The organism is Sphaerisporangium album, from assembly GCF_003323745.1.
In the GTDB taxonomy this organism is placed as follows: Bacteria; Actinomycetota; Actinomycetes; order Streptosporangiales; family Streptosporangiaceae; genus Sphaerisporangium; species Sphaerisporangium album.
Window position 1 is genome coordinate 208,680 of record NZ_QOIL01000016.1, and the last position, 23,981, is coordinate 232,660.

Consider the following 23,981-nt stretch of genomic DNA (forward strand, 5'->3'; position numbering starts at 1 on the left):
AGGCTTGGTCTCTTGAGGGGGAACGTATGGCGGGCAACGACGCGCTGCCGAGCTACGAAGAGCTGTTCGACGACTCTGACCTCGATCGACGGCAGGAGGACGAGGCCAGGACGGTCTATTCGCCCGGCGCCTATCTGTCAGAACTGCTGACATTCCTCGACAACGTCCTGGAGCAGCCGTCGGTGCTCGGTGACGGTCGGCGCGCCGACCTAAAAAGGATTTTTCTGGACGCGGAGAACACTTTTGGCGATTCGCCCTATCTCGATATCGTCATCGAGCTGCTGGAGAAGCTGGCCGGCGGTCAGCCGTACCAGCTGATGCGGCGGCTGGAGCACCCGTTCGGGATGCCGTTCTCCCTGGACGAGGAGCGGTTCAAGACCTACCTGCGCCGCCTCAGGACGGGGCCGGACGAGCTCTACCGGATCTTCGCTCCGGTCGCCGACGCCGACACGGTGGCGAGGCTGTTCCTGGGCCTGTCCACGGATGCCGTCTCGCATCTGACGAGACCGGCCGACGAGGCCAGGACCAAGGCGTTCTACGGGCTCACCCCGCAGGATCCACTGACGTCGCTGGCGAAGGTGGAGACGTTCAAGCAGCTCACGGGCCTGTCCGCGCTGGAGTTACGTGAGCTGTTGGGCGACCCTGAGGACATCGAACGGCCGGCCAAGGAGTCGTACGCCAACCAGGGCAGCGCGCCGGTCACCGTGTCGGCGGACGGCACCGAACTGCGGGGGACGACCTTCGGCTGGTACGACCGCGTCAGCCGGATCGTCCGGCTGGCCAGATGGACCGGGCTCGGCCTCGGCGACCTCGACCGCGTGCTGACCACCTGCTGCGGAGGCGAACTGGACGCCGCGGCGCTGCGGACCACGGCGCTCGTGGTGCACCTGCGGAGCGGCTACGACCTCACCGTCGACGGCGTGTGCGGGCTGGTGGCGGCGGTCGAGCCAGTGCCGGAGGAACTGCCCGCCACCTCGGGTGACATCCTCGGCCCGCACAACAAGGAGTACCGGCGCAAACTGGCCATCGGGATCGAGACCGCCGAGAGCGACCTCGTCGAGACCGTAAGGCGCTACCGCGACCGGCACAGCGCCCTGGAGCCGAGCCTCTTCGACCGCGGCCCGACCGGGCCGGCGCAGATCGCACTGCTGCGGCGGGTGGGCCGGCTGACCGCGGCACTCGGCGTGTCCGCCGCCGAGCTGTTCGACCTGGTGGAGATGCTGGAGAGCGACCCGTCGCTCTGGCGGTACTCGACCTTCTCCGTCCTGGGCGGGGTCGAGCCGACGTCCCAGGACTGCTACCGCATCCTGGAGGGCGGCGATTCGGCCTCCGGCCTGTGGCTGGCCCAGACGCTGCTCGCGGTCACCCGGTGGATGCAGGACAGTGGCTTCGGCGCGCGGGAACTGGCCGACATCCTGGGCGGCGCGCCGGCCGCGTCGTCCGATTCGGAGAGCCGGCTCGCGGTGCTGGACAGCCTCGACCAGCGTTTCCAGGAAGTCGCCCTGGACCCGGCCGTGTTCGCGAGCGAGCGCTTCGGGCAGCGCGCCGCGCAGGTCGTCCACGACGTGCTGGCCCAGCGCGCCGAGGGCGTGGTGTCGAAACACGACCCCCGGCTGCTGCACCTCGACCCCGCCGCCGTCCCCGCCGCCGCCTACGAGGCGGTCACCGCCCTGGGCACCATCGTGGACCAGGACCTGATGGGGCTGGGTCTCGGCGAGCGCCTGGCCGACAAGATCCACACCCAGATGGTGTTCACCGGGCGCCTGGGCGCCGACAACATGCTCGTCGCCGAGGACCTGCCGGTGACCGACTACGCCCTGGTCCTGGAGCGGGACTTCACCCCGTTCAGGGAGTCGCTGTTCAAGCTGATCAACAGCGCCGGCAACGGCACCTCGGCCTTCTACCCCTCCGACCTGGCCACGGTCGGCAACCTGTCGCAGGGCCAGCTCGACGAGCTGTACGACAACCTGATTTACCACGACTACCTCGACGACGAGGGCAACGTCCAGAATCCGGAGTTCTTCGCCGACGAGGCGAACCTCGAAGGGTTCCGCGTCAACGCGGGCCTGTCCGACGCCGCCCCCGAGGTGCTCGACCTGCTGCGCCGGCGCGTCGCCGACTTCCGCGCCGAGCCGCTCGTGCTCGACGCCGGCGTCTTCGCGTCGCTGCGGCTCGGCGAGGTACGGCTGGCCAGGCTGATGGACGGGCTGCGCTTCAACGGCTATCTCGACGAGAACGACCACTACCTGGACAAGCAGGCGTTCAGCACGCTCCAGCTCGCGGACTTCGCGCTGCCGCCGGAGTTCCACCCGCACCGGCAGGCCGTGCTGGACGCCTTGAGACGGCAGGTCGGCGAGCTTGAGGCAGAGCTGCTCTCCTTCGGTCCCGAGGACTTCGCCGAAGTCGCGGACGCGGTGATGGCGCAACGGGCGATCACCGCGATGGAGGGCACCGCCCTGGACGACGGCTGGCTGGTCTCCGAGGTGGAGACGCTCACCGATGAGTTCACCGCCACCGAGACCGCCATCGTGACCCGCAGGGTCGCCGAGTGCGCGCAGGACGAACGACCGTACCGGATCCACCTGGACGCGCTGGGCGCGCTCGGCTTCGACCAGGAGCAGCAGGGCAGGCTCGTCGAGCAGCTGGTCGCGACGGGATCGCTCACCGACGCCATGTCCGTACCGGCCGAGACCGTCCCATTCTTCGCCAACCCCACCAACGTCATCCACTTCGCCCTGCCGGGCCTGGAGGACTTCGAACGGGACGTGTTCTTCCTGCTGCACGCGGTCGCCGTGGAGCTCACCGAGGCGATCGACGAGGTGACCGCCGCTCTGGAGAGCCGCGCCGGCCAGCAGCAGGAGGCCCTCACCGCCGTGCTGGCCGACGCCTTCGGCGTGACCGAGGAGACCGTCGCGGCGATCTGCGAGGGCGTCGCGGGCGGGCTGTCCGAGGCGATCGAGATCCTCGTACCGCCGGTCATCGCGGCCCCCCGGCAGACGGCGAATCCGCACTTCGCGGCCGTCTACCAGCGCATCCACCGCTTCGCGCTGCTGGCCGCCAAGCTCGGCATGAGCGCGACCGAGGTCGCCGTCGTCTTCCACGACCAGGACCTGACCGGCAAGTACCCCGAACCGCTGACGCTGCCACCGGGCGTCGAGGCCGTGGACGCGGTGCTGCGCAGCTCGGACGGCCTCGTCTACGTGTTCGCCGGCGACGCCTACTGGACCTACGCCGCCGACACCTACACCCTGCTCGACCCCAAGCGCAGGCCACTGACCGACCTGTCCCCCCGGTTCACCGGGCTGACCTCCGTAGACGCCGCCGTCGCGTTCCCGGACGGCAGGGAGTGGATCATCGGACGCGCCCTCGTGGGCGACAGCCGGGCGGAGTCGCGGCTGTTCGTCAAGGAGCCCGGCAGCATCCGCTGGGCGCCCCGCGAGCAACTGTGGGGCAAGGTCAGGAACAACTTCGAGGCCCCGCGCCGGATCGACAGCGCGTACGTGGATGAGAACGGCAGGACCTACCTGTTCTGCGCCGACCAGTACATCCGCTACTCCAGCCCGGACTTCACGACCGTCGACGAGGGTTACCCGCGCAGCGTCGCCGAATGGTGGCAGGCGGAGGGCCACGACACGGCGCTGCCCGCGGCGTTCACCGGGGCGCTCGACGCGGCCTTCGACGACGTGGACGGGCACGTGCACCTGTTCGCCAACGGCCGTTACCTCGAGGTCGGCGGAGCGGAGCAGCAGATCTCCGCCCGTTGGGGCCGAATCCACAACGCCTTCGAGGGCGCGGGCAGCCTCGGCGCCGCGTTCACCGGCCCGGACGGCAGGGCGTACCTTTTCCGCGACAACCAGGTGATCCGCTACACCGACGGCGTGGAGAACGACGGCGTGCGGGTGGACGACGGCTACCCGCGGCGCATCGAATCCGAGTTCCCCAACCTGCCCGGCGAGTTCCACACCGGCGTCGAGGCCGCCTTCGCCGAGCCGGGCTCGGGGATCGTGCACCTGTTCAAGGACGGCAGGACGGTCTCCTTCTTCTCCTCTGGCGTCGGCGCGCCGCAGGCCACCGCGGAACGCTGGGGCAAGCTCACCGACGTACTGACCGGCGGCGGCGTGGACGCCGCGTTCGTGGGCATGGACGGCAAGACCTACCTGTTCAGCGGCGAGCGGTACATCCGCTACTCCGGCGCCGACTACGCGGTCGTCGACCTCGGCTACCCGCGCGGGATCGCCGGCGACTGGGGCGGGCTGCGCAAGGTCGGCGCCGCCTTCGTGATGGACGGCAGGACCTACCTGTTCGGCCAGGGCGGCAGGCTGTTCGACGTGCCGCTCGTGCAGGAGTCCGAGCTGAACGCGGGCCGCCTGTCGCCGGCGCTGCGCCGCCGCTTCCTGGAGCACGGCCTGACCCTGGCCGAGAACGCCGCCGTCACGGCCGAGGGCACGGCCGAGTACCGCAAGTGGCACGTCACGACCGAGCAGGGCATCGCGCTGACGCTCCATCGCAACCCGTTGCACATCCAGGTGCACGCCGACGGCGGCCACTTCCACGTGCGCTACTCCACCAGGGACTACAGCACCGCCGACCCCGGCTACCCCAAGCCGGTCTCCGACAACTGGTGGAACCTGCCCGCCTCGCTGGCCGCCGACCCCCGCTTCGCGACCATCGACGCGGTCCTCACCGACGGCGCGGGCCGTACCTACCTCTTCGCCGGCGACCGCTTCGTGGTGTCCGACGCGCGGCACCGCTGGTGGTCGGAGCCGCGCACGATCGCCGGGCACTGGGACAGCCTGCTGCCGTTCACCAAGGTGGACGCGGCGTTCGTCGGCAAGGATGGCCGTACCTACGTCTTCTCCGGCGACCGCTACACCCGCTTCTCGAACGGCGACTACACCAGGGCCGACGACCGCTACCCGGCCTCCGTGCCGGCCTACTGGGGCAACGTGGTCAACCGGATCGCCAGGACCGGCCGGGTGGACGCGGCGCTGGTCAGGACCGTGACCGAGCTGATCGACGGCAGGTCGGTGGAGAACCGGTACACCTACCTGTTCTCCGGCGACCAATACGTGCGCTACCTCGGCACGCGCCTCGACCACGTGCAGGACGGCTATCCGGCAGCAGTGTCGGAGCTGTCGCGCGAGCCGGGAATGGCGGCCCTGGACGTCGCGCTCGATGGCGTGGACGCGGCCTTCGCCGACCGCCGCACCGTCTACCTCTTCCGCGGCTCCCGCTGCCACATCGCCTCCGACGGTTTCTACCGCCGCTACGACGACAGCTCGCTGCGCGGGGCGAGCTGCGTCTTCGTCGAGGACGGCAAGCTGCTGGCCGAGGACGGCGGCGGCTGGCACCACCACGCGGCCGTCGAAGGGGCCCGGAGCATCGCCTCCGTGCCGCGGGCGGTCACGCCCCGGCTGTTGCGTGCGGTGTCGGAAGAGTTCCGCAGCGGACTCGACGCCGTCCTGCGCGGCGCCGACGGCACCACGTACCTGTTCAAAGGGCCGAAGTGCCTCAACACCCGGCTCAACAAGTCCTACCCGCTGGCCGAGGAGTGGGGCAGACCGCGTAACACGATTTATCAGGACAACAAGGTGGACGCGGCGTTCGTCGGCACGGACGGCCGGACCTACCTGTTCAGCGGCGACCAGTTCGTCACCTACGCCGCCGACGGCCCCGGCCTCACCATCGACGGCGAGCCGCGGCTCATCTCCGACCACTGGGGCGGCCTGCGGGACGTCGCGCTCGCCTACGTGCGCGGCGGCAGAACGTACCTCTTCGAGTCGCCCGACGAGGACGGCCTGATGCGCCACGTCGTCTACTCCGGCGCGGACTACACCACGCCCGACGGTGAGCCGGAGATCGCCGACGACAGCTTCTGGCAGGTGCCCGAGCGGTACCGCGTTCCCGGCCACCCCGTCCCCGGCGCCGTGCTGTTCGAAGGCGGCACCATGCTCCTGCTGTACGGCGAGCAGTTCCTGCAGCACGACGAGGCGACCGGCACCTGGTCCTACCCACGCCCGATCGAGCGGCTCTGGCCCGGCTTCGAGCGCACCCTTTCGGCCGGCAGGGAGGCGGGCGACGCGCTGCGCACGGCCTTCACCGCGCCGGACGGCTCGACGTACTTCTTCCTGTCCGAGCAGTTCTCCCGCCACGACGGGCACGATTTCAGCCCGCTCGCCGTCATCCGCGACCGGTGGGGCAGGTCGCCCAACCCGTTCGTGCCCGACGAGGCGACCGCCCGGATCGACGCCGCGTGCGTCTTCGGCGAAGGCACGACGTTCCTGTTCTCCGGCGACCGGTACGTGCGCTACACCGGTTCCGAGTACCGCTACATCGATCCCGGGTACCCGAAGCAGATCGTCGGGAACCTGCGCAGGGAAACGGCCTTCGCCAACCTGCCGGAGTCGTTCGACGACGACGTGACCGGCCGCACGGTCGACGCCGCCATCGCCGACGACCGCACCGCCTGCCTGCTGGTCGGCGGCTCCGGCCACGTCGTCTCCCGCGCCGCGGTCGCCGACCGCCACCTGAGCGTCTTCGGCCGCGTCCGGAACAACATCGTCGAGAAGGAGAAGGTGGACGCGACGCTCGTCTCCGGCGCGCGCACCTATCTGTTCTCCGGCGACCAGTACGTCCGCTACACCGGCACCGAGTACGCCTACGCCGACGACGGCTACCCCCGCGCCATCCACCCCAACCTCGCCTTCGACCTGTCCATCCAGGAGCCGCTCACCGACTTCACCGACGGCCTGGACGCGGCCTTCCGCGCTCCGGACGGCACGATCCACCTGCTCAAGGGCACGCTTTGCCAGCGAATCGGCGGGCTCGGCACGCCGCCGGAGACGGTGGCCGTGAACAGCCTGTTCGGCAAGGTGCGCAACGCCTTCGCCGACACCGGCCACGAGCTGGTCGACGCCGCCTTCGCGACCCCCACCGGCGAGCTGTACGCCTTCAAGGCCGACCAGTACGTGCGTTACGGGCCCGGCCGGCTCGACTACGTCGAGGAAGGCCACCCGCGTACCGTCCGGGACGACTGGGGCAACATCCCCGACCGCTTCGAGTCCGGGATCGACGGCGCCTTCGTCTTCGAAGGCCGCGCCTACCTGTGCAAGAACGACGAGTACGTCCGCTACTCCGGCGGCTTCCACGAGGTGGACCGCTCCTACCCGCAGCGCTTCCGGTATCGCTGGGGCGGCACGGCCGACTACCGGCTGAGCGACGTACACACGATCACCCGCTTCATCGAGCTGGCCCGGCGGCAACCGGACGGCCTGGCGGCCTTCCTGCTGGACTCGACCTCGGTGGTGGAGGATCCGTACGCCTACCTCAACCGCCTGTTCGGCTGGGACATCGACGAGATCCGGTGGGCCAAGCGCAACGCCGCGCTGCTGGCCGCCGAAGCCGAGGCCATCGCGGCCTCGGCCAACAGCGCCGCGCCGGCCCGCCGGGAGGAGGACCGCTTCGAGATCGAGTTCCTGCTCCGGCTGGTCGAGCTCTTCCAGCTCACCGACCGGATCGGGGAGGCCCCGTCCGCGCTGCACAGTGGCGTCTGGCGGCCTGCCTTCGGCGCCGAGCCCGCCCTGGCGACGGCGAACACCGCCCTCTACGGGATCATGGAGCGCCTGTTCACCGGGGAGTGGGCGGCGCTGTCGGCCGCCGTCCACGACGAGATCAACGTGCTCAAGCGCGACGCCCTCGTCTCGATCGCGCCCAGGACGGCCCACGAGCTGTACGACGATCTGCTGATCGATGTCGAGATGGGCGGCCAGGGCCGTACATCACGGGTGCGCGAGGCGATCGCGGCCACCCAGCTCTACGTGCACCGTTACCTGCTCAGCCTGGAGCAGGCCACCGGCCGGAACGGGCAGGACCCGGAGGAGCTCAGGCAGCGGATCAAGACCTGGTGGGGGTGGCTGAAGAACTACCGAACCTGGGAGGCCAACCGGAAGGTCTTCCTCTATCCGGAGAACTACCTGCGACCCGAGCTGCGCGGCTCCAAGACGCCCGCCTTCCGCGACCTGGAGGACAACCTGCTCCAGGGGGAGATCACCCAGGAGAAGGTGGAGCGCGCCTACAAGCGCTACCTGGACGAGTACACCGAGGTCTCCAGGCTCTCGATCACCGGCGGCTACGTCTACACCGCCGACGGCGCGGAGCCGGGCGTGCGGCGGCTGGTGCTGTTCGGCCGGACCAGGACCGAGCCGCGGCGCCACTACTGCCGCGAGGCGGAGTTCAGGGACGGCGAGCGCCTGTCGGCCGCCTGGGGGCCCTGGCTGAAGGTCGACGCCCAGATCGAGGCCGAGAAGGTCTATCCGGTGCACGCCTTCGGCCGCATCTTCGTCTTCTGGCCCACGATCGAGCCGGTCGCACCCGAGCCCGGCGCCCAGACCGCCCTCATCGACAAGCAGAGCGGCGACGTCCGCACGCTCACCCCGCCGCCGCCCAAGCACCGCGTGCGCGTCAACTACTCCTTCCGCAACCTCAACGGCGAATGGGTGCCCGCGCAGGTCCTGCCCCTGGAGGAGGTGCAGGACGCGCCCGTCTACGACGCGAGCCTGTACGTCCAGGCGTCCGCCACCGTGCCCGGCCCGCAAGGTGACACGCACGACACGATTCTGATCACCTGCTCCTACACGGTGCTCACCCCACTCGGCCCGAAGCGGGTCTCCCCGGCGTTCGCGCTCAATCCCGAGCTGTACGCCATCCGCGCCACGGGCGTGCCCGAGCCGGTGCGGGAGTCCCGGCTGGACCGGATCTTCGCCGAGCCCGTCGACCAGACCAAGGTCGTCAGGTTCGCCATGCCGGCCGAGGCCGAGAGCGGCGCCTGGGTGAGCGTCGACCACAAGGGCGGCAGCTTCCTGTGCCGGCCGATCGCCCCGCCCCCGGCGGGCGACGAGCCACCGCGCACGCTGAGCGGCAACGCGGACCGGCTGCCGACGTGGTCTCCGGTCCACGCCGCGGTCGAGCTGCCCGGCGGGGCGCGGTACTTCTTCAACAACACCGGGGAGAGCGGCTCGGGCCCCTACTACGTGGAGGTCCCGGCGGACCGGACCAGCGCCCTGCGCCTTTCCAAGCCGCCGACCGCCGACCGCTGGGGACACGTCGCCACTCCGCTGTACAGCGACAAGGCCGAGGTGGACGCGGCCATCCTCAGGAACGACCAGCTGTACCTGTTCTCCGGCGAGAACTACTACCGTTACTCCGGCGGCTCCTTCGGCAGGATCGACACCGGCTACCCGAAGAAGATCGCCGGGAACAAGGAGGGCTTCCCTCAGTGGAAGACGATCTCCACCGCCGCCGTGGACGCGAGCGGGGCCGAGTTCTACTACTCGGCCGGGGATCGCCAGTGGGTCCGCAGGACCCAGCCGGGCGGTGCCCTGGAGTCCTACCAGCCGGCGTGGATGGCCGGCGTCACCAAGGTGGACGCGGTCCTCTTCGAGGGGGAGAAGGTCTTCGTCATCACCGGCGACACCTACCGGCGCTGGGAGGGCCGTGCCGACTCCGCCATCCCGCTCAAGGACAACCCTGACGGCCTGCCCCGTTCCGCCCCCGTCAGCGCGCCCTTCCGCCACGGCGGCCAGGTCTACTTCTTCGACAACAACGCCCACACCTACATCACCGTCACCCCCAAGGAATCCGAGAAGGGCAAGAAGAACTCCGGCAACGCTCCCAAGGAGTTCGTCCGGAGCGAACCGACCCCCATCAAGACGCTGGGCGTGGCCAGAACCGTGATCAGCGACGAAGGCGTCGACGCCGCCTACGTCGCGGACAACATGCTGTACCTCACCAGGAACCAGGAATACGTCGGCTACACCCTGAGCGGCGGCGTGCCGGGCAACCTGGCCGACGCCGGCTATCCCAGGACCATGAACCGCCGGATCCGGGCCGTCTTCACCCGCGCGGGCCAGCGCTACGTCCTCAGCGGCACCGACTACGCGGTGCTGCAGCCCGGCCGGGAGCTGGACTCCAGCCCGGCCTTCTCCCCCGTCCACGGCAACTGGGGCGGCCTGCCCGCAGGCTGGGAGACAGGACTGGACGGCGTCCTGGACAGCGCCGACCTCTATCTGTTCATGGGCGCCAAGTACGTCACCTACGCCTCCAGCCCGAAGGTCCAGCGGCCGTACGAGATCGCCGCGCTGCCGCACGAGGTCATCAGGCTCACCTCCAGCACCGCCTACAAGCTGAACAAGACGCTGCTGGAGGGAGGGGTGCCCGCGCTGCTCTCGCCGTACATCCAGGAGCTCGACGAGCTCCCCGCCTTCAGCACGCGCGACTCCAACACCACCACGATCAGGGTCACCGCCTCGGCCGCCGAGCAGGGCGTGCCCACCAGCTCGCACCTGGACTTCAACAGCAGCAACGGCATCTACTACTGGGAGGTCTTCTTCCACGCGCCCACGCTGATCGCCCAGGCGCTCAACGCCGCCCAGCGCTTCGACGACGCCCGGACCTGGTACGAGTACGTCTTCGACCCCACCCAGCCACGGTACTGGCGCTTCCTGCCGTTCCTGGCGGTCGACGTCGAGGCCCTCATCCACAGCTGCCGCGACGACCTGGCCGAACTCGCCGCGCGGGGCGTCGAGGCGGGCAAACCGGTCGACGAACTCAAGAAGATCCTGCTCAAGGTCGAGTCGATGGCACCGGTGTTCCAGCACCACCGCGAGCTCACCGACGAGGAGAAGTCCTACCTGGCCGGCCTGCCGGCCACCAAGCTGCCGCCGATCGAGGGAGCACTCAACGCGCTCAAGATCCCGCAGGAGGCCGAGCCGGCCCGGCTCGCGCTGGGCGAGCGCATCGCCATGATCGGCAGGCTGCACTACCAGTACTCCCTGATGGGAGACCGGGGCGCGCTGCTGAAGGCGTACCTGGAGGACCCCTTCGACCCGCACACGATCGCCGAGCTGCGCCCGACGGCCTACCGGCGCGCGGTCGTGATGGCCTACGTCGACAACCTGCTCGACTGGGGCGACCTGCTCTTCCGGCAGTACACCGCGGAGAGCGTGGACGAGGCCCGGATGCTCTACATCTTCGCCTACGACCTGCTAGGCGAGCGCCCGCCCGAGGACCTCGGCAGCCGGCCCGCGACGACCGCGCTCACCTACGAGCAGATCCGCGCGCTGCCCCCGGCCGGTCGGGTTCCCGAGCTCACCGCCGGCGCCGCGCTGCTGAAGGGATCGGGCGAAGTACACGCCAGCGTCGCCGGGCCGTACTTCCACGTGCCCGCCAACAGTGTGTACCTGGAGTACTGGGACCGGGTCGAGGACCGGCTGCGCAAGATCCGTGCCACCCTCGACATCATGGGCGTCAGCCGTCCGCTGCCGCTGTTCGAGCCGCCGATCGACGTGATGGCGCTCGTCCGCGGCGCGGCGGGCGGAGCCTCGCTCGACCAGCTCGCCGCCGCGGCCGCCGTACCGGTGCCGCACCATCGCTTCTCCGTCACCTTCCGCAAGGCGCAGGAACTGGTGGACAAGCTGCGGCAGTTCGGCGGCGACCTGCTCAGCGTGCTGGAGCGGCGCGACTCCGAGGAGCTGACGCTGCTCAACCAGCGGCACGAGGGCAAGATCCTCGCCCTCACCCGTGCCGTGCGCGAGGCGGAACTGGAGATCGCCGCCGAGAACCTGCGCGAGGCACGGGTCAGCGAGCAGGGCGCGCTGGACCGGGTCAGCCACTTCGAGCACCTGATCGCCGAAGGGCTGTCCCCGCTGGAGGAGGCGCAGCTCAGCATGTTGTCCGCGGCGGCCGTCGCCCACGTCGTCGCCTCCGGCTTCCAGATCGGCGCGGCCATCGCCTCAGGCCTGCCCGACGTCCTGGTCGGCCTGTTCATCATGGGCACCAAGCAGGGCGGCGAGCAGGTGGCCGAGGCCCTCGGGCACGGCGGCGAGGCTTCCTCGACCGCCGCGGAGGCGCTCAACGTCATCGGTGAACTGTTCGGCATCCGCGCGGGCCAGGAGCGCACGACCCAGGACTGGACCTTCCAACTCGGCCAGGCCCGCAACGACGTGCAGCAGCTCGGCCACCAGATCAAGGCCGCCGAGCTCCGGTTCAAGGTCGCCCAGCGCGAACTGGAGATCCTCGACCAGCAGATCGCCAACCTGGAAGCGGTCGGCACCTTCATGACCGGCAAGTTCACCAACCTCCAGCTCTACCAGTGGATGTCGGGACGGCTGGCCGGCCTCTACTTCCAGGCCTACTCCATGGCCTACGAGATGGCCCGCTCCGCGCAACGCTCCTTCCAGTACGAGCGCGGCATCCCCGAAGGCGAGGCCGACTACATCCAGCCGCTCTACTGGGACAGCCGTCGCAGCGGCCTGCTCGCCGCCGAAAGCCTGGGGCTCGACCTGGAACGGCTCGGCAAGGCGTGGATGGAGACCGACCGCCGCGGCCTGGAGATCATCAAGAAGGTGTCGCTGCTGGCACTGGACCCGCTCGCCGTGCTGAACCTGCGCGCCACCGGCCGCGGTGAGTTCGCCCTCACCGAAGCCCTCTTCGACCGCGACTTCCCCGGCCACTACCGCCGTCGCATCAAGACGGTCTCGGTCGACTTCACCGGCCCCGAAGGCAAGCTCGGACTCAACGCCGTGCTGACCCAGCTCGACAGCAGGACCGTGCTCTCGGCCGACCCCAAGGCCGTCAAGTACCTCCTGGACCCCAAGGGCCCCATGCCCGCCACGCTGCGCGCCGACTGGCGTGGCGGCCAGCAGATCACCCTGTCGGACCTGGAGGAGTACAAGGACAACAACGGCCTGTTCGACCTGCGCTACGACGACGATCGCTACCTCCCCTTCGAGGGCACCGGCGCCGTCTCCCGGTGGCGCCTGGAGCTGCCCTCCGGCGGCGCCGCCCAGCTCATCGACGTCACCATCACCGTCAAGTACTCCGCTGACCAGGGCGGCGAGCTGTTCGCAGGCGCGGTCAAGGGCATGCTCAAGCCTTACGCCACGGCCCGCCACTGCGACGTCCCGGCGGAGTTCCCCGAAGAGTGGTCCGCGTTCCTCGAGGGCTCCGACGACACCCTCACCCTCCCGTTCATCTCAAGCATGTTCCCCGGAATGTCCAGCCGGGCCATCACCGGGGTCTACGCCCTCTACACACACGAAGCCGGCGGCTCCGGCCGCTTCCTCCTCAACGGGGAATCGCGACTGGCCCTCAACGACGGCAAGTTCCTCCCCACTCCCGGTCTTTCAGTCGGAACCTGGAACCTGCTCTTCGAAGGAGACAAGGCCACCCTTCAGGGGCTGGGTTTGATCCTGTCCTACCGCGCCCGTTAACGGGACCCCGTGCCCTGACCCACCTCCGTCAGGGCACGGCCCCCGGCCGTTCCGAAGATCGGTTGTTGAGGGGCTTCGGGTGGGTCATACGCTGGTCGCGTGGCTGAGCTGATCGAGGTGGAGGACGTTGGGGATCCTCGGCTGGGTGACTACGTGCGGTTGCGGGACGTTGAGTTGCGGAAGAGTCTGGAGGGCGAGCGGGGGCTGTTCATCGCCGAGGGGGAGAAGGTCATCCGGCGGGCGGTCGCGACCGGGTATCCGGTCAGGTCGGTCCTCACTACTCGCCGCTGGCTGCCCGGGCTCGCGGACGTTCTCGGTGGCGCGCGCGTCTACCTCGTCCCCGATGACGTGATGGCGGGCATCGCGGGGTTCGCCGTTCACCGCGGGGCCCTCGCGTCCATGGCCCGGGTCGAGCTTCCCACCGTGAAGGCCCTGCTCACAGGAGAGCGCGCGGGCGGCGCGCGGGACGTGGCGGCGGGTTCAGGCCATGCGGAGTCGGTGGCGGGTTCAGATCGTACGGCGTCCGTGGCAGGGGCAGGCCATGTGGCGTCCGTGGCGGGTTCCGGACGTACGGTCTTTGACGGGACACCTCGTCGGGTGCTGGTGCTGGAGGATCTGGTCGATCACGGTAACGTCGGCGCGATCTTCCGCTGTGCCGCCGCGCTCGGGGTCGAGGCGGTGATCCTTTCGCCTCGGTGCGCCGACCCGCTGTACCGCAGGTCGGTGAAGGTGTCCATGGGCGCGGTGTTCGCCGTCCCGTACGCGCGCATGACGAACTGGCACGCCGGGCTGGACGAGCTGCGCGAGCTGGGATTCCGCACGCTCGCCCTCACCCCCGACCAGACCGCGACGCCGATCGACGAGGCGGTCATGGGCGCGCGCGTGGCCCTGCTGCTCGGGTCGGAGGGCGACGGGCTGTCGTCGCGCTGGCTGCGCGAGGCGGACGAGCCCGTCAGCATCCCGATGAGCCCTCAGGCGATGAGCCTCGGCGTCGACTCGCTGAACGTCGTCGCCGCCGCGGCGATCGCCTGCCACGGTCTGATGCGGTCGGCGGACCTGTCCCGAGGTCAAGGCTGACCGAGGACGCGGGTCGCCCTCGCCGCGACCTCGTTCCCGCGCGGTGCTCAGAGGCCCTCGTGGAAGGCGGCGGCGAGGCCGGCGAGGCGTTCGTCGGTGCCCGCGGGGGCCAGCAGGGTGAGGCCGTGGGGGCGGCCGGTGGCCGTCATGCCCGCCGGGACGGAGACCGCGGCGAGGTCGAGCAGGTTGGCGAAGGTCGTGTAGTGGCCGAGCACGGTGTTGCGCTCGATAGGGCTCTCGATCATCTCGCTGATCGTGTAGGTGGTGGGCACGGTCGGCACGGCGAGGGCGTCCACCCGTTCCCACGTCGGACGCACCTCGGCGCGCAGCTCGCGCAGCCGGTAGAGGCCCTCGAAGGCGTCCACCGCGCTGAGGCCGGCGCCCTTGAGCAGGATCTCGCGGACGACCGGGTGGACCTGCACCGGGTTGAGCGCGGCGAACCGGCCGAACGAGGCCAGCCGCTCGGCCACCCACGGCCCGTCGTACAGCAGCCGTCCCGCCGCCAGGAACGGCTCGAAGCCGACCGGGACGAGCCGGTGGCCCTGGTTCGCGAGTCGTTCCCTGACCTGCTCGAACGCGGCCTCCGCAGCGCGGTCGCCGAAGAAGTCCAGATGGGCGGGCACGCCGATCCGCGCGGGGCCGGTCACCGGCGGCACTGGGGAGGGCGCCGGAAGCACGCGGGACCACGGGTCGGCCGGCTCATGCCCGGCGATGACCGCGAGCACGGCCGCCCCGTCGGCGACCGTGCGGGCGAACACGCTCGGGCAGTCCAGCGACGCGCACGCGGGCACGACGCCGAGCGTGCTCACCAGGCCCCGGCTCGGCTTGACGCCGACGGTGCCGGTGAGCGCGGCGGGCACCCGTCCCGACCCGGCCGTGTCGGTGCCGATGGCGAAATCGACCAGCCCGGCCGCGACCGCCACGGCGGACCCGGAGCTGGACCCGCCGGAGATCAGCCCCGGGACCAGCGGCGACTCGCACGCGCCGTACGGACTGCGGGTACCCGACAGGCCGGTGGCGAACTGGTCGAGGTTGGTCTTGCCGACGAACAGCGCGCCCGCGGCGACGAGCCGCTCGACGAGGGGCGCGCCGCGCTCGGGGACGTAGGCGAAGGCCGGGCAGGCCGCCGTGGTGGGCATCCCGGCCACGTCGACGTTGTCCTTGACCGCGAACGGCATCCCGTACAGCGGCGGGCGGGTGCGCGGGTCCGGCCAGCGGCGCGGCAGCCGCGCGGCGTCGTCCAGCAGCTCGTCGGCGGGGCGCAGGGTGATCCACACGTGGTCGTCACCCCGCGCCTCGATCCGCTTGAGCACGTCCTCGGCGGTCTCGCGGGGATCGCGCCCGTCCTGTCCACTCACGCGGCGGGCACCCCCGCGGCCTCGGGCGCCTTGACGGGTTCTGGGGCCTCGGCCGTCTCGGCGCGGCTCGGCTTGACGAAGACGAATCCGAGCAGGACCAGCCCGGCCAGCAGGTAGCCGAGCGCGACCTGGCCGCTCGCGTTCCATTCGACCTGGACGCCGTGGATGAGCCCGACGAACGCGAGCGCCGCGCCCGCGAAGGCGTACCCGGCGGCCCAGACGAACGAGCGGTCGATGATGAACGCGGTGATCGAGCCGAGGACCAGCCCGGCCAGCACCGCGCCGCCGCCGAGCAGGGCGGTGCCCTCGTACACGGTGCCGCTCTGGGCGATCGCGTCGTACCCGACCTTCTGCGCGCTGGTCCCCGCCGCGGCGAGCGCGTTGTCCATGTACCCCTGCGCCCACGCCGCGATGTTGGGGATGATCGCCATGACGACGGCCACCGCGTGTGCCCTCGGCACCGTCTGGAACGCCTGGGCACCGATGAGCAGGCCGATGTACAGCAGGATCGGCACGATCGCCGGCGTCGGCAGCACCGCGCCGAGCAGCGCGAACATGCCGAGGAAGCAGAACAGCGCGATGACGACGCCGCTGGCCATCGAGTAGCCGCTGCGGCCGCCCGCCGACTTCCACCCCGGGTGCCCGATGTAGACGGCCGGGGGGAACGGCGAGCCGAGCAGCGACCCGGCGATCGCCCCCGCGCCGTCCGCGAGCAGCACCGACCGCAGGTTGTAGGAGTCGCCCGCCGCGGCGGCGCTCTCGACGTTGGTCATGCCCTCGGTGAAGTTGTAGATGCCCAGCGGGATCGCCGTCGCCAGCAGCGGGGAGACCTCGCTCAGGCCGTCCAGCAGCCGGTCGAGGTTGAGGGTCGGCAGGCTGATCGCGATGTTCTCGGCCGCCGAGCCGACGTCGGCGGGGTTCATGTAGCCGCCGATCCAGGCGATGGCCGTGCCGGCGAGCAGCGCGGCCAGGCCGACGGGGATGTTGCCGGGCAGCTTCAGGCCGGTGAAGAAGCCGACGAGGATGATCGCGAGTACGGGCAGCGCGATCCAGGCCGCCTCCCACATCTGCGCGGCGGGGCGCATCGAGATGAAGGCGATCGAGATGCCCGCCAGCGTGCCGAGCATGGCGGCCCTCGGCGTGAACCGGCGGATGTAGGGCCCGACGAAGGCGCCGATGAGCACGATCACGCCGATGACGAAGCACCAGGCCAGCCCGGCGGCCCACGCCTGCAGCGGGTTCTTGGTGGCCAGGTAGGTCGGCAGCATGATCACGAAGACGACGATGAACATGTGCGGGACGCTCGGGCCGTACGGCATCGCGCACACGTCGTCGCGGCCCTCGCGGCGGGCCAGCCGCCGGGCGAGGTAGGTGTAGTACACGTTGCCGATCAGGAGCTGGATGCCCATCGCCGGGAGGATGACGCCGAAGACCTCCGCGCCGGGCAGGTGGACGACGCCGAGGCACAGGCCGCTCAGCACCAGCACGTTGACCATCACGTTGAAGCCGAGCCCGAAGAAGGCGTTGGTGTCGCCGCCGACCCACCAGGGGAGCCTCACGGGGGCGGGTGTCGTGGTCGTCATCAGGCCGCTCCCCGGGTCTCCAGCGTCTGCAGTGCCTTCAGGTAGCCGGCCGAGGTGGCGACCCAGCCGAAGATGCCGCCCTGCGCGGCGATCATTTCCAGGCCGACGCGCTGGAACTCCGGGAAGTACGAGCCGACGCAGTCCGAGAGCACCAGGCACTCGTACCCGCGGTCGTTGGCCTCGCGGACGGTGGTGTGCACGCACACCTCGGTCGTGACGCCCGTGACGACCAGGCTGCGGACGTCCATCGCGCGCAGCGACTCGTCCAGCGTGGTGGCGTGGAAGGAGCCCTTGCCGGGCTTGTCGATCACGAGCTCGCCCTCGGCCGGGGCCAGCTCGTCGATGATGTCGTGGCCGTACTCGCCGCGGATCAGGATGCGTCCCTTCGGGCCGGGATCGCCGATGCGTAGCGACGGGGCGCCGCGGTTCAGCTTGGACGGAGGGCAGTCCGACAGGTCGGGCAGGTGGCCCTCGCGCGTGTGGATTACCGGGACGCCGGCCTTACGCGTGGCCGTGAGCACGTCCCGCAGCGGAGGGACGACCTCCTGGAGGAGGCCGACGTCGTTGCCGAGGGTCTCTCCGAACCCGCCGGGCTCGACGAAGTCGCGTTGCATATCGATGATCAGCAGAGCGGTGCGCGCGGGGTCGAATCCGTAGGGGTACGGCTCGGCCTCGACGAGAAGCGGATCGGGCACGGTTTGGCTCCGTTCCTCGGTACGAGCTTCCTGGAATCCCCCTTTTGTCGATTGTCGACAGAATTGTGTCGGCGGGCGGTCCGCGCGGTAACGCTTGTGTTAGCGGGGCCGATCGGACCGCTGAGACACCGCTCGGCGGCGCTTCGACCGCGCCTCACCGGTGCTCGGTGGTCCTTCGGCCGGTGCTCGGCGCATCCTCAGCCGATGTACGTGCGCGCGCCGTGCCGCGACAGCGCGTCCAGGGCCAGGGCCGCGTCCCCCGAGGCCACGGCCTCGAAGAGCCGCCGGTGCCGCTCGACGCCCTCGGACGCCGCGCGCTGCTCGGCCTCCCTGCGCAGGTTCGCCGCCATGTAGAGCTGGAGCTTCAGAATGACCGGCTCGTACACCAGCAGGAGCTGGCGGTGCCCGGCCAGCGAGACGAGCGCGACGTGGAACCGCCGGTGGAACTCGTTCTCGGCGAGTGGGTCGCCCGCCTCGGCGGCCGCCGCCATGCCGTCCAGGGCCTCGGCCAGCCCCGTCACGTCGCGGGGGCCCGCGCCCGCGGGGAGCGCGGTGCGCACGGCGTAGCGTTCGAGCACGTCGCGCAGGCCGAACAGCTCGTCCACGTCCTCGCTGGACAGCTCGGCGACGCGCACCCCGCGCCGCGGCAGGTGCTCGACCAGGCCCTGCTGGCCGAGCGAGCGCAACGCCTCGCGCAGCGGCGCCCTGCTGGTGCCGAACCGCTGGGTGAGCTGCTCCTCGATCAGCCGCTCGCCGGGCGCCAGCGCGCCGCTGAGGATCTCGTCGCGGATGCGCCGCATGGACAGCTCGACGAGGCTGCGCGGTTCGAGCACGCCGTCCCCCACCGGTCCACCTCCTCGCGCCGTTGGACAAACTCTCTCAGACTTCACGAGCACGCCGCGCGCGGGCCAAGGTCCACCGGCGCGGACGTCAGACGGCGGCCGCTGCGGCGGCGCTCGCGTCGAGCAGGGAGCGGGCCGTGCGGTAGCGGGCGGCGTCACCGGTGTCGCCGAGGATCACGCCGATGTAGGTGTGCCCGCCGCGCGCGGCCGCGAGCATCAGGCAGTACCCGGCGGCGCGGGTGTAGCCGGTCTTCAGGCCCTGGGCGTCGTCGGGCAGCAGCCGGTTGGTGTTGCGCCAGACGTGCGCGCGGTGGGCGGAGGTCTTCTCGACCGCGTGCCGCTCGGTGGCGGCGATCTGGGTGATCACGGGGTCGGACAGGACGGTCCTGGCGAGCGTGACCTGGTCCACGGCCGTGGAGTGGTCGCCGCCGGTCTGCGGCAGGCCGTCGGCGTTGGTGTAGAAGGTGTCGCGCATGCCGAGCGCGCGGGCCGCTCTGTTCATCTTCTTCACGAAGCCCTTGACCCCGGGCCCGTACCTGCGGGCCAGCGCGTTGGCGGCGTCCGCGCCCGAGGGCAGCAGCAGCGCGTACAGCAGGTCGCGGACGGTGAGCCGCTCGCCCGCCTTCAGCGCCGCGTGGGTGGCGCCGTTGGCGGCGGCGTGCCGCACGTCGGTCTTGGAGATCGTCACCACCGCGTCCAGGGACGCCTCCCGCCGCACGACGTACGCCGTCATGATCTTGGTGAGGCTGGCCACGGGGACGCGCCGGGTCTCGCGCCGCGCGAACTGCACGGCCCCCGTCGTCGCGTCGACCAGGTAGACCTCCTTGGCCGTGACCTTCACCGTGACCTTCGCCGCCGCCTTCACGGGGACGGCGGCGCGGGCCGGGACGGTCAGGCCCGCCAGGGTGAGGAACGCGACCAGGAGGAACAGGGTCACCTTGCGCATTCGCATATGATCGCACGCCCTTTCGCGCCTGCGGCCGACTGCAAGTAGACGGCAAGCAGGGAGCAACCGCCCAGGCGTACACATTTGAGTGAGCGAAAGGGGAGGATCATGAGGACGCGGAGGGGCCTGACGCGCGCGGGCGGCCTGATGCCGGCGATGGCGAGTGGTACGGCCACCGTGTTCAAGCTCATCGTCGCCAGCCTGGCGCTGACCGGCGCCTACTTCGGGGCCGTCGCCGCCCAGAACGGCGGGCGGCCCGGCACGGCCGCCGGCGAGGCCCCGGTCAGGACCGTCGTGCTGTCCTCGCGGGCGATGCCCGTCCAGGACGCGCACGTCCCCGAGCCGGGGACCGTCAGCGTGGGACTGTCCGGGACGGGCGACGACTGCCGCAGTGTCTACCACGCCCAGAGCGTGATCGACCCGGGCCCGGCCGGCGACCCCGTCGTCTACGACTGGCGCCTGGCCCGCTGGAGCCCCTCCACCCGCACCTGGAAGACCTATCTCTTCTCCGGGCCCGCCGGCTTCATGGGCGCGCGGCGCACGGTCGAGTGGTATCCCCACGTCGTGGGCAACCCCGGCTGGTACCGCGTCGAGCTGTCCGTCCGCGACGGCGTCGAGGACGGCGCCGCGCTCGCCAGGGTCGTCAGCGAGAGATTCCGCGTCGGCTGCTGAACCCCCCCACGGGGCTGCCGGGCTCCGCTCAGCCGGCGTCGAGCGCCTTGCGCGCCGCCGTGACCCACCGGGGGACGCCGACCCGCTCGGCCACCGCCAGCGCCTTCTGGAAGTGCCCGCGCGCCTCGGCGGGCTGGCCGAGGTGCAGCGCGAGGTCGCCGAGCGTCTGGGCGACCGGCCACAGGGCGACCACCCCGGTGCCCGCCCCGGCGATCCGGTCGGAGAACGGGCCCAGCGTCGAGTAGGCGTCCTGCATGCGGTCGCGGTCGCCGAGCAGCATGCCCGCGAGCGCCCGCCACGTCATGGCCAGCTCGTACAGGAAGTCGGGACGGACGGGCGTCCGGGTGACGGCGACCGCGCGGGCGTCCTTGACGTGGCCCGCCGAGGCCAGCGCGACCGCGTAGGCGTCCAGCGTCCACTTGGCGCCGCGCCGGTGGGCCTCCTCCAGCGGCTCCACCATGTCCGCGGCCTTGCCGTCGACCAGGTGCAGGCAGAAGGCGGCGATCAGCGGCAGGTCCTGGCGGCCCTCCAGCATGCCGGCCCGCGCGGTGAGCCGGGCCGCGTTGCGGTAGGCGCCCTCGGCCCCGGCGTAGTCCCCGCTGATCATCATGCGCATGCCCGCGTACCAGGCGCCGACCGCCGACGGCGCGGGCAGGTCGTACTGCTTGGCCAGCCGTTCGGCCGCGCCGATCCGCGCGTCGGCCTCGGCGAAGTCGCCGCGCGCCGCCGCGCATTCCATGAGGACCAGGTGGGCCAGCGCCTGCACGGCGATCTGCCCGGACGCGGCGCCGACCTCCAGCAGCTCGCGCCCGATCGCCTCCCGCTCGTCCACGACCGTGATCACGTACGACTGGCGCAGCCGCCCGCTGAGCGCGACGGCGAGCAGCGCGGGGTCGCCGCTCTGCCGGGCCAGCTCCTCGGCCTCCAGGGACGCCTCGTACCCGCGGCCGGTCGCGGAGCCCTCCAGCTCCAGGGCGAGGGTGGCCAGCAGGCTGGCGCGCAGGGACTGCTCGCCGGGAGGCAGCTCGATCAGCGCCCGCTCGGTGACGTCGACGATCTCCCACGCCGTGCGGGTGAAGTCGCGGGCGATGCCCTTGTACGGCACGGCCACCGAGGCGGCCACCCGCGCGGTCAGCTCCAGGTCGCCCAGCGGCAGCGCGGCGTCCATGGCCTCGCGGCGGCGGGCGCGCGCGGCCGTCATGTCCCCGCACAGCGCCAGCGCCTTGATCAGCCGGAGTTGCAGGACGATGCGCTCCTTGGACGGCGGCCCGCCCGGGTGGGCGCGGTCGAACGCGGCGATGGCCCGCTCCCACAGCGTCGCCGCCTCGCGGTGGGCGAAGCGCCGCTCGGCCTGCTCGGCGGCCAGCCCCGCGTACCGGACGGCCTTCGCGGCGGTCTCGGCGGTGCCGGCGGCGTCGTAGTGGTGGGCGAGCGCCGCGACGTCGGACGGCGACCGGCTCTCGATCACCGAGGCGACCGCCGCGTGCAGGCGCGACCTGCGCAGCCGTGAGGCGTCGGAGTACAGGGTGTCGCGGACCAGATCGTGGTCGAAGCGCAGCATGCCCGGGCCCGGCTCGGTGACCAGGCCGGCCAGCAGCGCGGCCTCGACCGCGTCCACCACGGCCTCCTCGTCGCCCGAGACGTCCACCAGCACGTCGATGTCGACGTCCCTGCCGATCACCGCCGCCTGCAGCAGGATCTGCTGGGCCGTCACCGGGAGGCGGGTGACGCGCCGGCGCAGCACGTCCCGCACCCCCGAGGGCACCTCGGAGATCACCTCGGCGGCGGTGGCGCGCTCGCTCGTGGCCTCGGAGTCGAGCAGCCGCACGGTCTCGCGGACGAAGAACGGGTTGCCGCCGGTGCGCTCGACGATCGTGCTGACGGCGTCCTCGTCCACCTCGCGGACGCAGGTCGCCCGGACGAGCGCGGCCACGGCGCCCTCGTCCAGGCCCTCGAGCTCGACGCGCACCGGGCCCAGCCGGGCGAGCGCCGCGAGCACGTCGGACTGCTGGTCGTTCAGCTCGCCGTCGCGGCAGGTCACGACCAGCAGCACCCGGCTCGCCGCCAGCAGGCTGGGCAGGGCGCGCAGCAGCGCCAGCGTCTGGTCGTCGGCCCAGTGCAGGTCCTCCAGGACGATCAGGACCGGGGCCTCGCGGGCGATGCCGGCGATGTAGCCGCCGACCGCGCGGTGCAGCCGGAAGCCGCCGGACGCCTGGTCATCGTCGTCGTCGGGCGCGGCGTCGTCCAGCAGGGGCGCCAGCAGCGGGCCGTACTCGCCGGTGCCGCGCGCGGCCGCCAGCGTGCGCAGCACCTCGACCCAGGCCCAGCCGGGCGGGGTGGCGCTGCTGTCGGGACAGCCGCCCGAGGCGGTGATCCACCCCTGCCTGCCCAGTTCGAGGCCGAGCTGCGCGACCAGCGTGGTCTTGCCCGCGCCCGGGTCGCCGCCCACGACGGCGGCGGTCAACCGCCCGGAAAGGGCGTGCGGCGCGGCGCCGGTCAGCCGCGCCAGCTCGGCCTCGCGGCCGACGAACGGCTCGGGGGGCAGGGGAGGCATGTCGCCGGTCGGGCTCTCCGGGCGCGGCGGCCAGGTGCCGGCGGGCTCGAAGCGCGGGCGCTGGGGGACCGTCAGGTCCAGGGACGGATCCTGGGACAGGATGTCCGACTCGATCTTGCGCAGGGCGGGGCCGGGGTCGATGCCCAGCTCGTCGGCCAGCGTCGTGCGGGCACGGCGCAGCGCCGCCAGCGCGTCCCCCTGCCTGCCGCAGCGGTACAGGCCGAGCGCCAGCAGCCGCCAGCCCTCCTCGCGCAGCGGATGCTCACCGGTCAGCGCCTCGAGATCGGGCACGGTCTCGGCGTGCAGGCCGAGGCGCAGCCCCGCGTCCGAGTGCCGCTCGCGCGCGACCAGCCGCAGCTCGGCCAGCCTGCTGACCTCGGCCTCGGCCCACTGCTGCTCGGCGAAGTCGGAGTACGGCGTGCCGCGCCACAGGCCGAGCGCCGTCTCCAGGCTCGACCGCGCCGCCTCGGGGTCGTCGTTGTCGAGGAACTTGCCCGCCGAGCGGACCATCGCCTCGAAGCGCAGCGCGTCGACCTGGTCGGGGGTGCTGCGCAGCGCGTACCCGGAGGCGACGGTGACCAGCAGGCGGTTGGGGCCGCCGCGCGGACGTCCCGGCTCCAGGACGCGGCGCAGCCGGGAGATGTAGACCTGCAACCCCGACTGGGCGCCTCGGGCGCCCTCGTCCGTCCACAGGTCGAACAGCAGCGTGTCGACCGGGACGACCTGCCCGCGGGCGACGAGTAATCGGGCGAGCACGGCTCGCTGGCGCAGCCCGCCAAGGTCGAGCTCGCCATCGTCGTCGTACGCCTCGACGGGTCCAAGCACGCGGAACGTCACCATGTCAGCCGCCACGCTATGCGGGCCCGTCAAGCACGCACAAGCCATTCGCCAAGGCACGCCTTCCTTCTCATGCCCGCCCGCCATGGGCTTCGCGGCGCGATCACGCCGGTGCTGAGGCTATCGCCTCCGGGCACTCCGGGGGCGAA

At 71.5% G+C, this 23,981-nt stretch carries 9 protein-coding genes; 3 read left to right on the plus strand and 6 right to left on the minus strand.

Translation table 11 applies throughout. The annotated features are described in order from the left end of the window. Positions 1 to 26: 26 nt before the first annotated feature. Together DQ384_RS27055 and DQ384_RS27060 are read left to right on the plus strand one after the other, a co-directional pair. Positions 27 to 13,268 (plus strand): hemopexin repeat-containing protein, encoded by a 13,242-nt coding sequence (locus DQ384_RS27055; RefSeq protein ID WP_114031700.1) that lies wholly within the window; start codon positions 27 to 29, stop codon positions 13,266 to 13,268. A gap of 99 nt (positions 13,269 to 13,367) precedes the next feature. Next, on the plus strand, positions 13,368 to 14,345 hold the full coding sequence (locus DQ384_RS27060; RefSeq protein ID WP_245966807.1) for a TrmH family RNA methyltransferase: 978 nt from the start codon (positions 13,368 to 13,370) through the stop codon (positions 14,343 to 14,345). Between the two features lie 47 nt (positions 14,346 to 14,392). On the opposite strand, the gene atzF is transcribed toward DQ384_RS27060, so the two are convergent. The 5 genes from atzF to DQ384_RS27085 all read right to left on the minus strand — a co-directional run bounded on the left by atzF (position 14,393) and on the right by DQ384_RS27085 (position 19,769). Then, positions 14,393 to 15,703 (minus strand): allophanate hydrolase, encoded by a 1,311-nt coding sequence (atzF, locus tag DQ384_RS27065; RefSeq protein WP_220183147.1) that lies wholly within the window; start codon positions 15,701 to 15,703, stop codon positions 14,393 to 14,395. Continuing rightward, complete coding sequence (locus tag DQ384_RS27070) at positions 15,700 to 17,286, minus strand: SulP family inorganic anion transporter (RefSeq protein WP_220183148.1); 1,587 nt, start codon at positions 17,284 to 17,286, stop codon at positions 15,700 to 15,702. Before DQ384_RS27070 ends, atzF begins: the two co-directional genes overlap by 4 nt. After that, complete coding sequence (locus DQ384_RS27075) at positions 17,286 to 17,981, minus strand: cysteine hydrolase family protein (RefSeq protein WP_114031702.1); 696 nt, start codon at positions 17,979 to 17,981, stop codon at positions 17,286 to 17,288. Before DQ384_RS27075 ends, DQ384_RS27070 begins: the two co-directional genes overlap by 1 nt. A gap of 197 nt (positions 17,982 to 18,178) precedes the next feature. Next, on the minus strand, positions 18,179 to 18,826 hold the full coding sequence (locus DQ384_RS27080) for a GntR family transcriptional regulator (protein WP_220183149.1): 648 nt from the start codon (positions 18,824 to 18,826) through the stop codon (positions 18,179 to 18,181). An 85-nt stretch (positions 18,827 to 18,911) separates the two neighbouring features. Continuing rightward, positions 18,912 to 19,769: a D-alanyl-D-alanine carboxypeptidase family protein gene (locus DQ384_RS27085; RefSeq protein ID WP_245966808.1), complete on the minus strand. Its 858-nt coding sequence runs from the start codon at positions 19,767 to 19,769 to the stop codon at positions 18,912 to 18,914. Positions 19,770 to 19,877: 108 nt separating this feature from the next. Between DQ384_RS27085 and DQ384_RS27090 the strand changes: the two genes are divergently transcribed. Next, entirely contained in the window at positions 19,878 to 20,441 is a 564-nt protein-coding gene (locus DQ384_RS27090) for a hypothetical protein (RefSeq protein ID WP_147268909.1), read from the plus strand. A gap of 28 nt (positions 20,442 to 20,469) precedes the next feature. On the opposite strand, the gene DQ384_RS27095 is transcribed toward DQ384_RS27090, so the two are convergent. Then, entirely contained in the window at positions 20,470 to 23,820 is a 3,351-nt protein-coding gene (locus DQ384_RS27095; RefSeq protein ID WP_245966809.1) for an ATP-binding protein, read from the minus strand. Positions 23,821 to 23,981: the final 161 nt, after the last annotated feature.

Coding starts and splice junctions, on each gene's coding strand:
- DQ384_RS27055 (WP_114031700.1), top strand. CDS start 27: ATGGCGGGCAACGACGCGCTGCCGAGCTACGAAGAGCTGTTCGACGAC.
- DQ384_RS27070 (WP_220183148.1), bottom strand. CDS start 17,286: ATGACGACCACGACACCCGCCCCCGTGAGGCTCCCCTGGTGGGTCGGC.
- DQ384_RS27085 (WP_245966808.1), bottom strand. CDS start 19,769: ATGCGCAAGGTGACCCTGTTCCTCCTGGTCGCGTTCCTCACCCTGGCG.
- DQ384_RS27090 (WP_147268909.1), top strand. CDS start 19,878: ATGAGGACGCGGAGGGGCCTGACGCGCGCGGGCGGCCTGATGCCGGCG.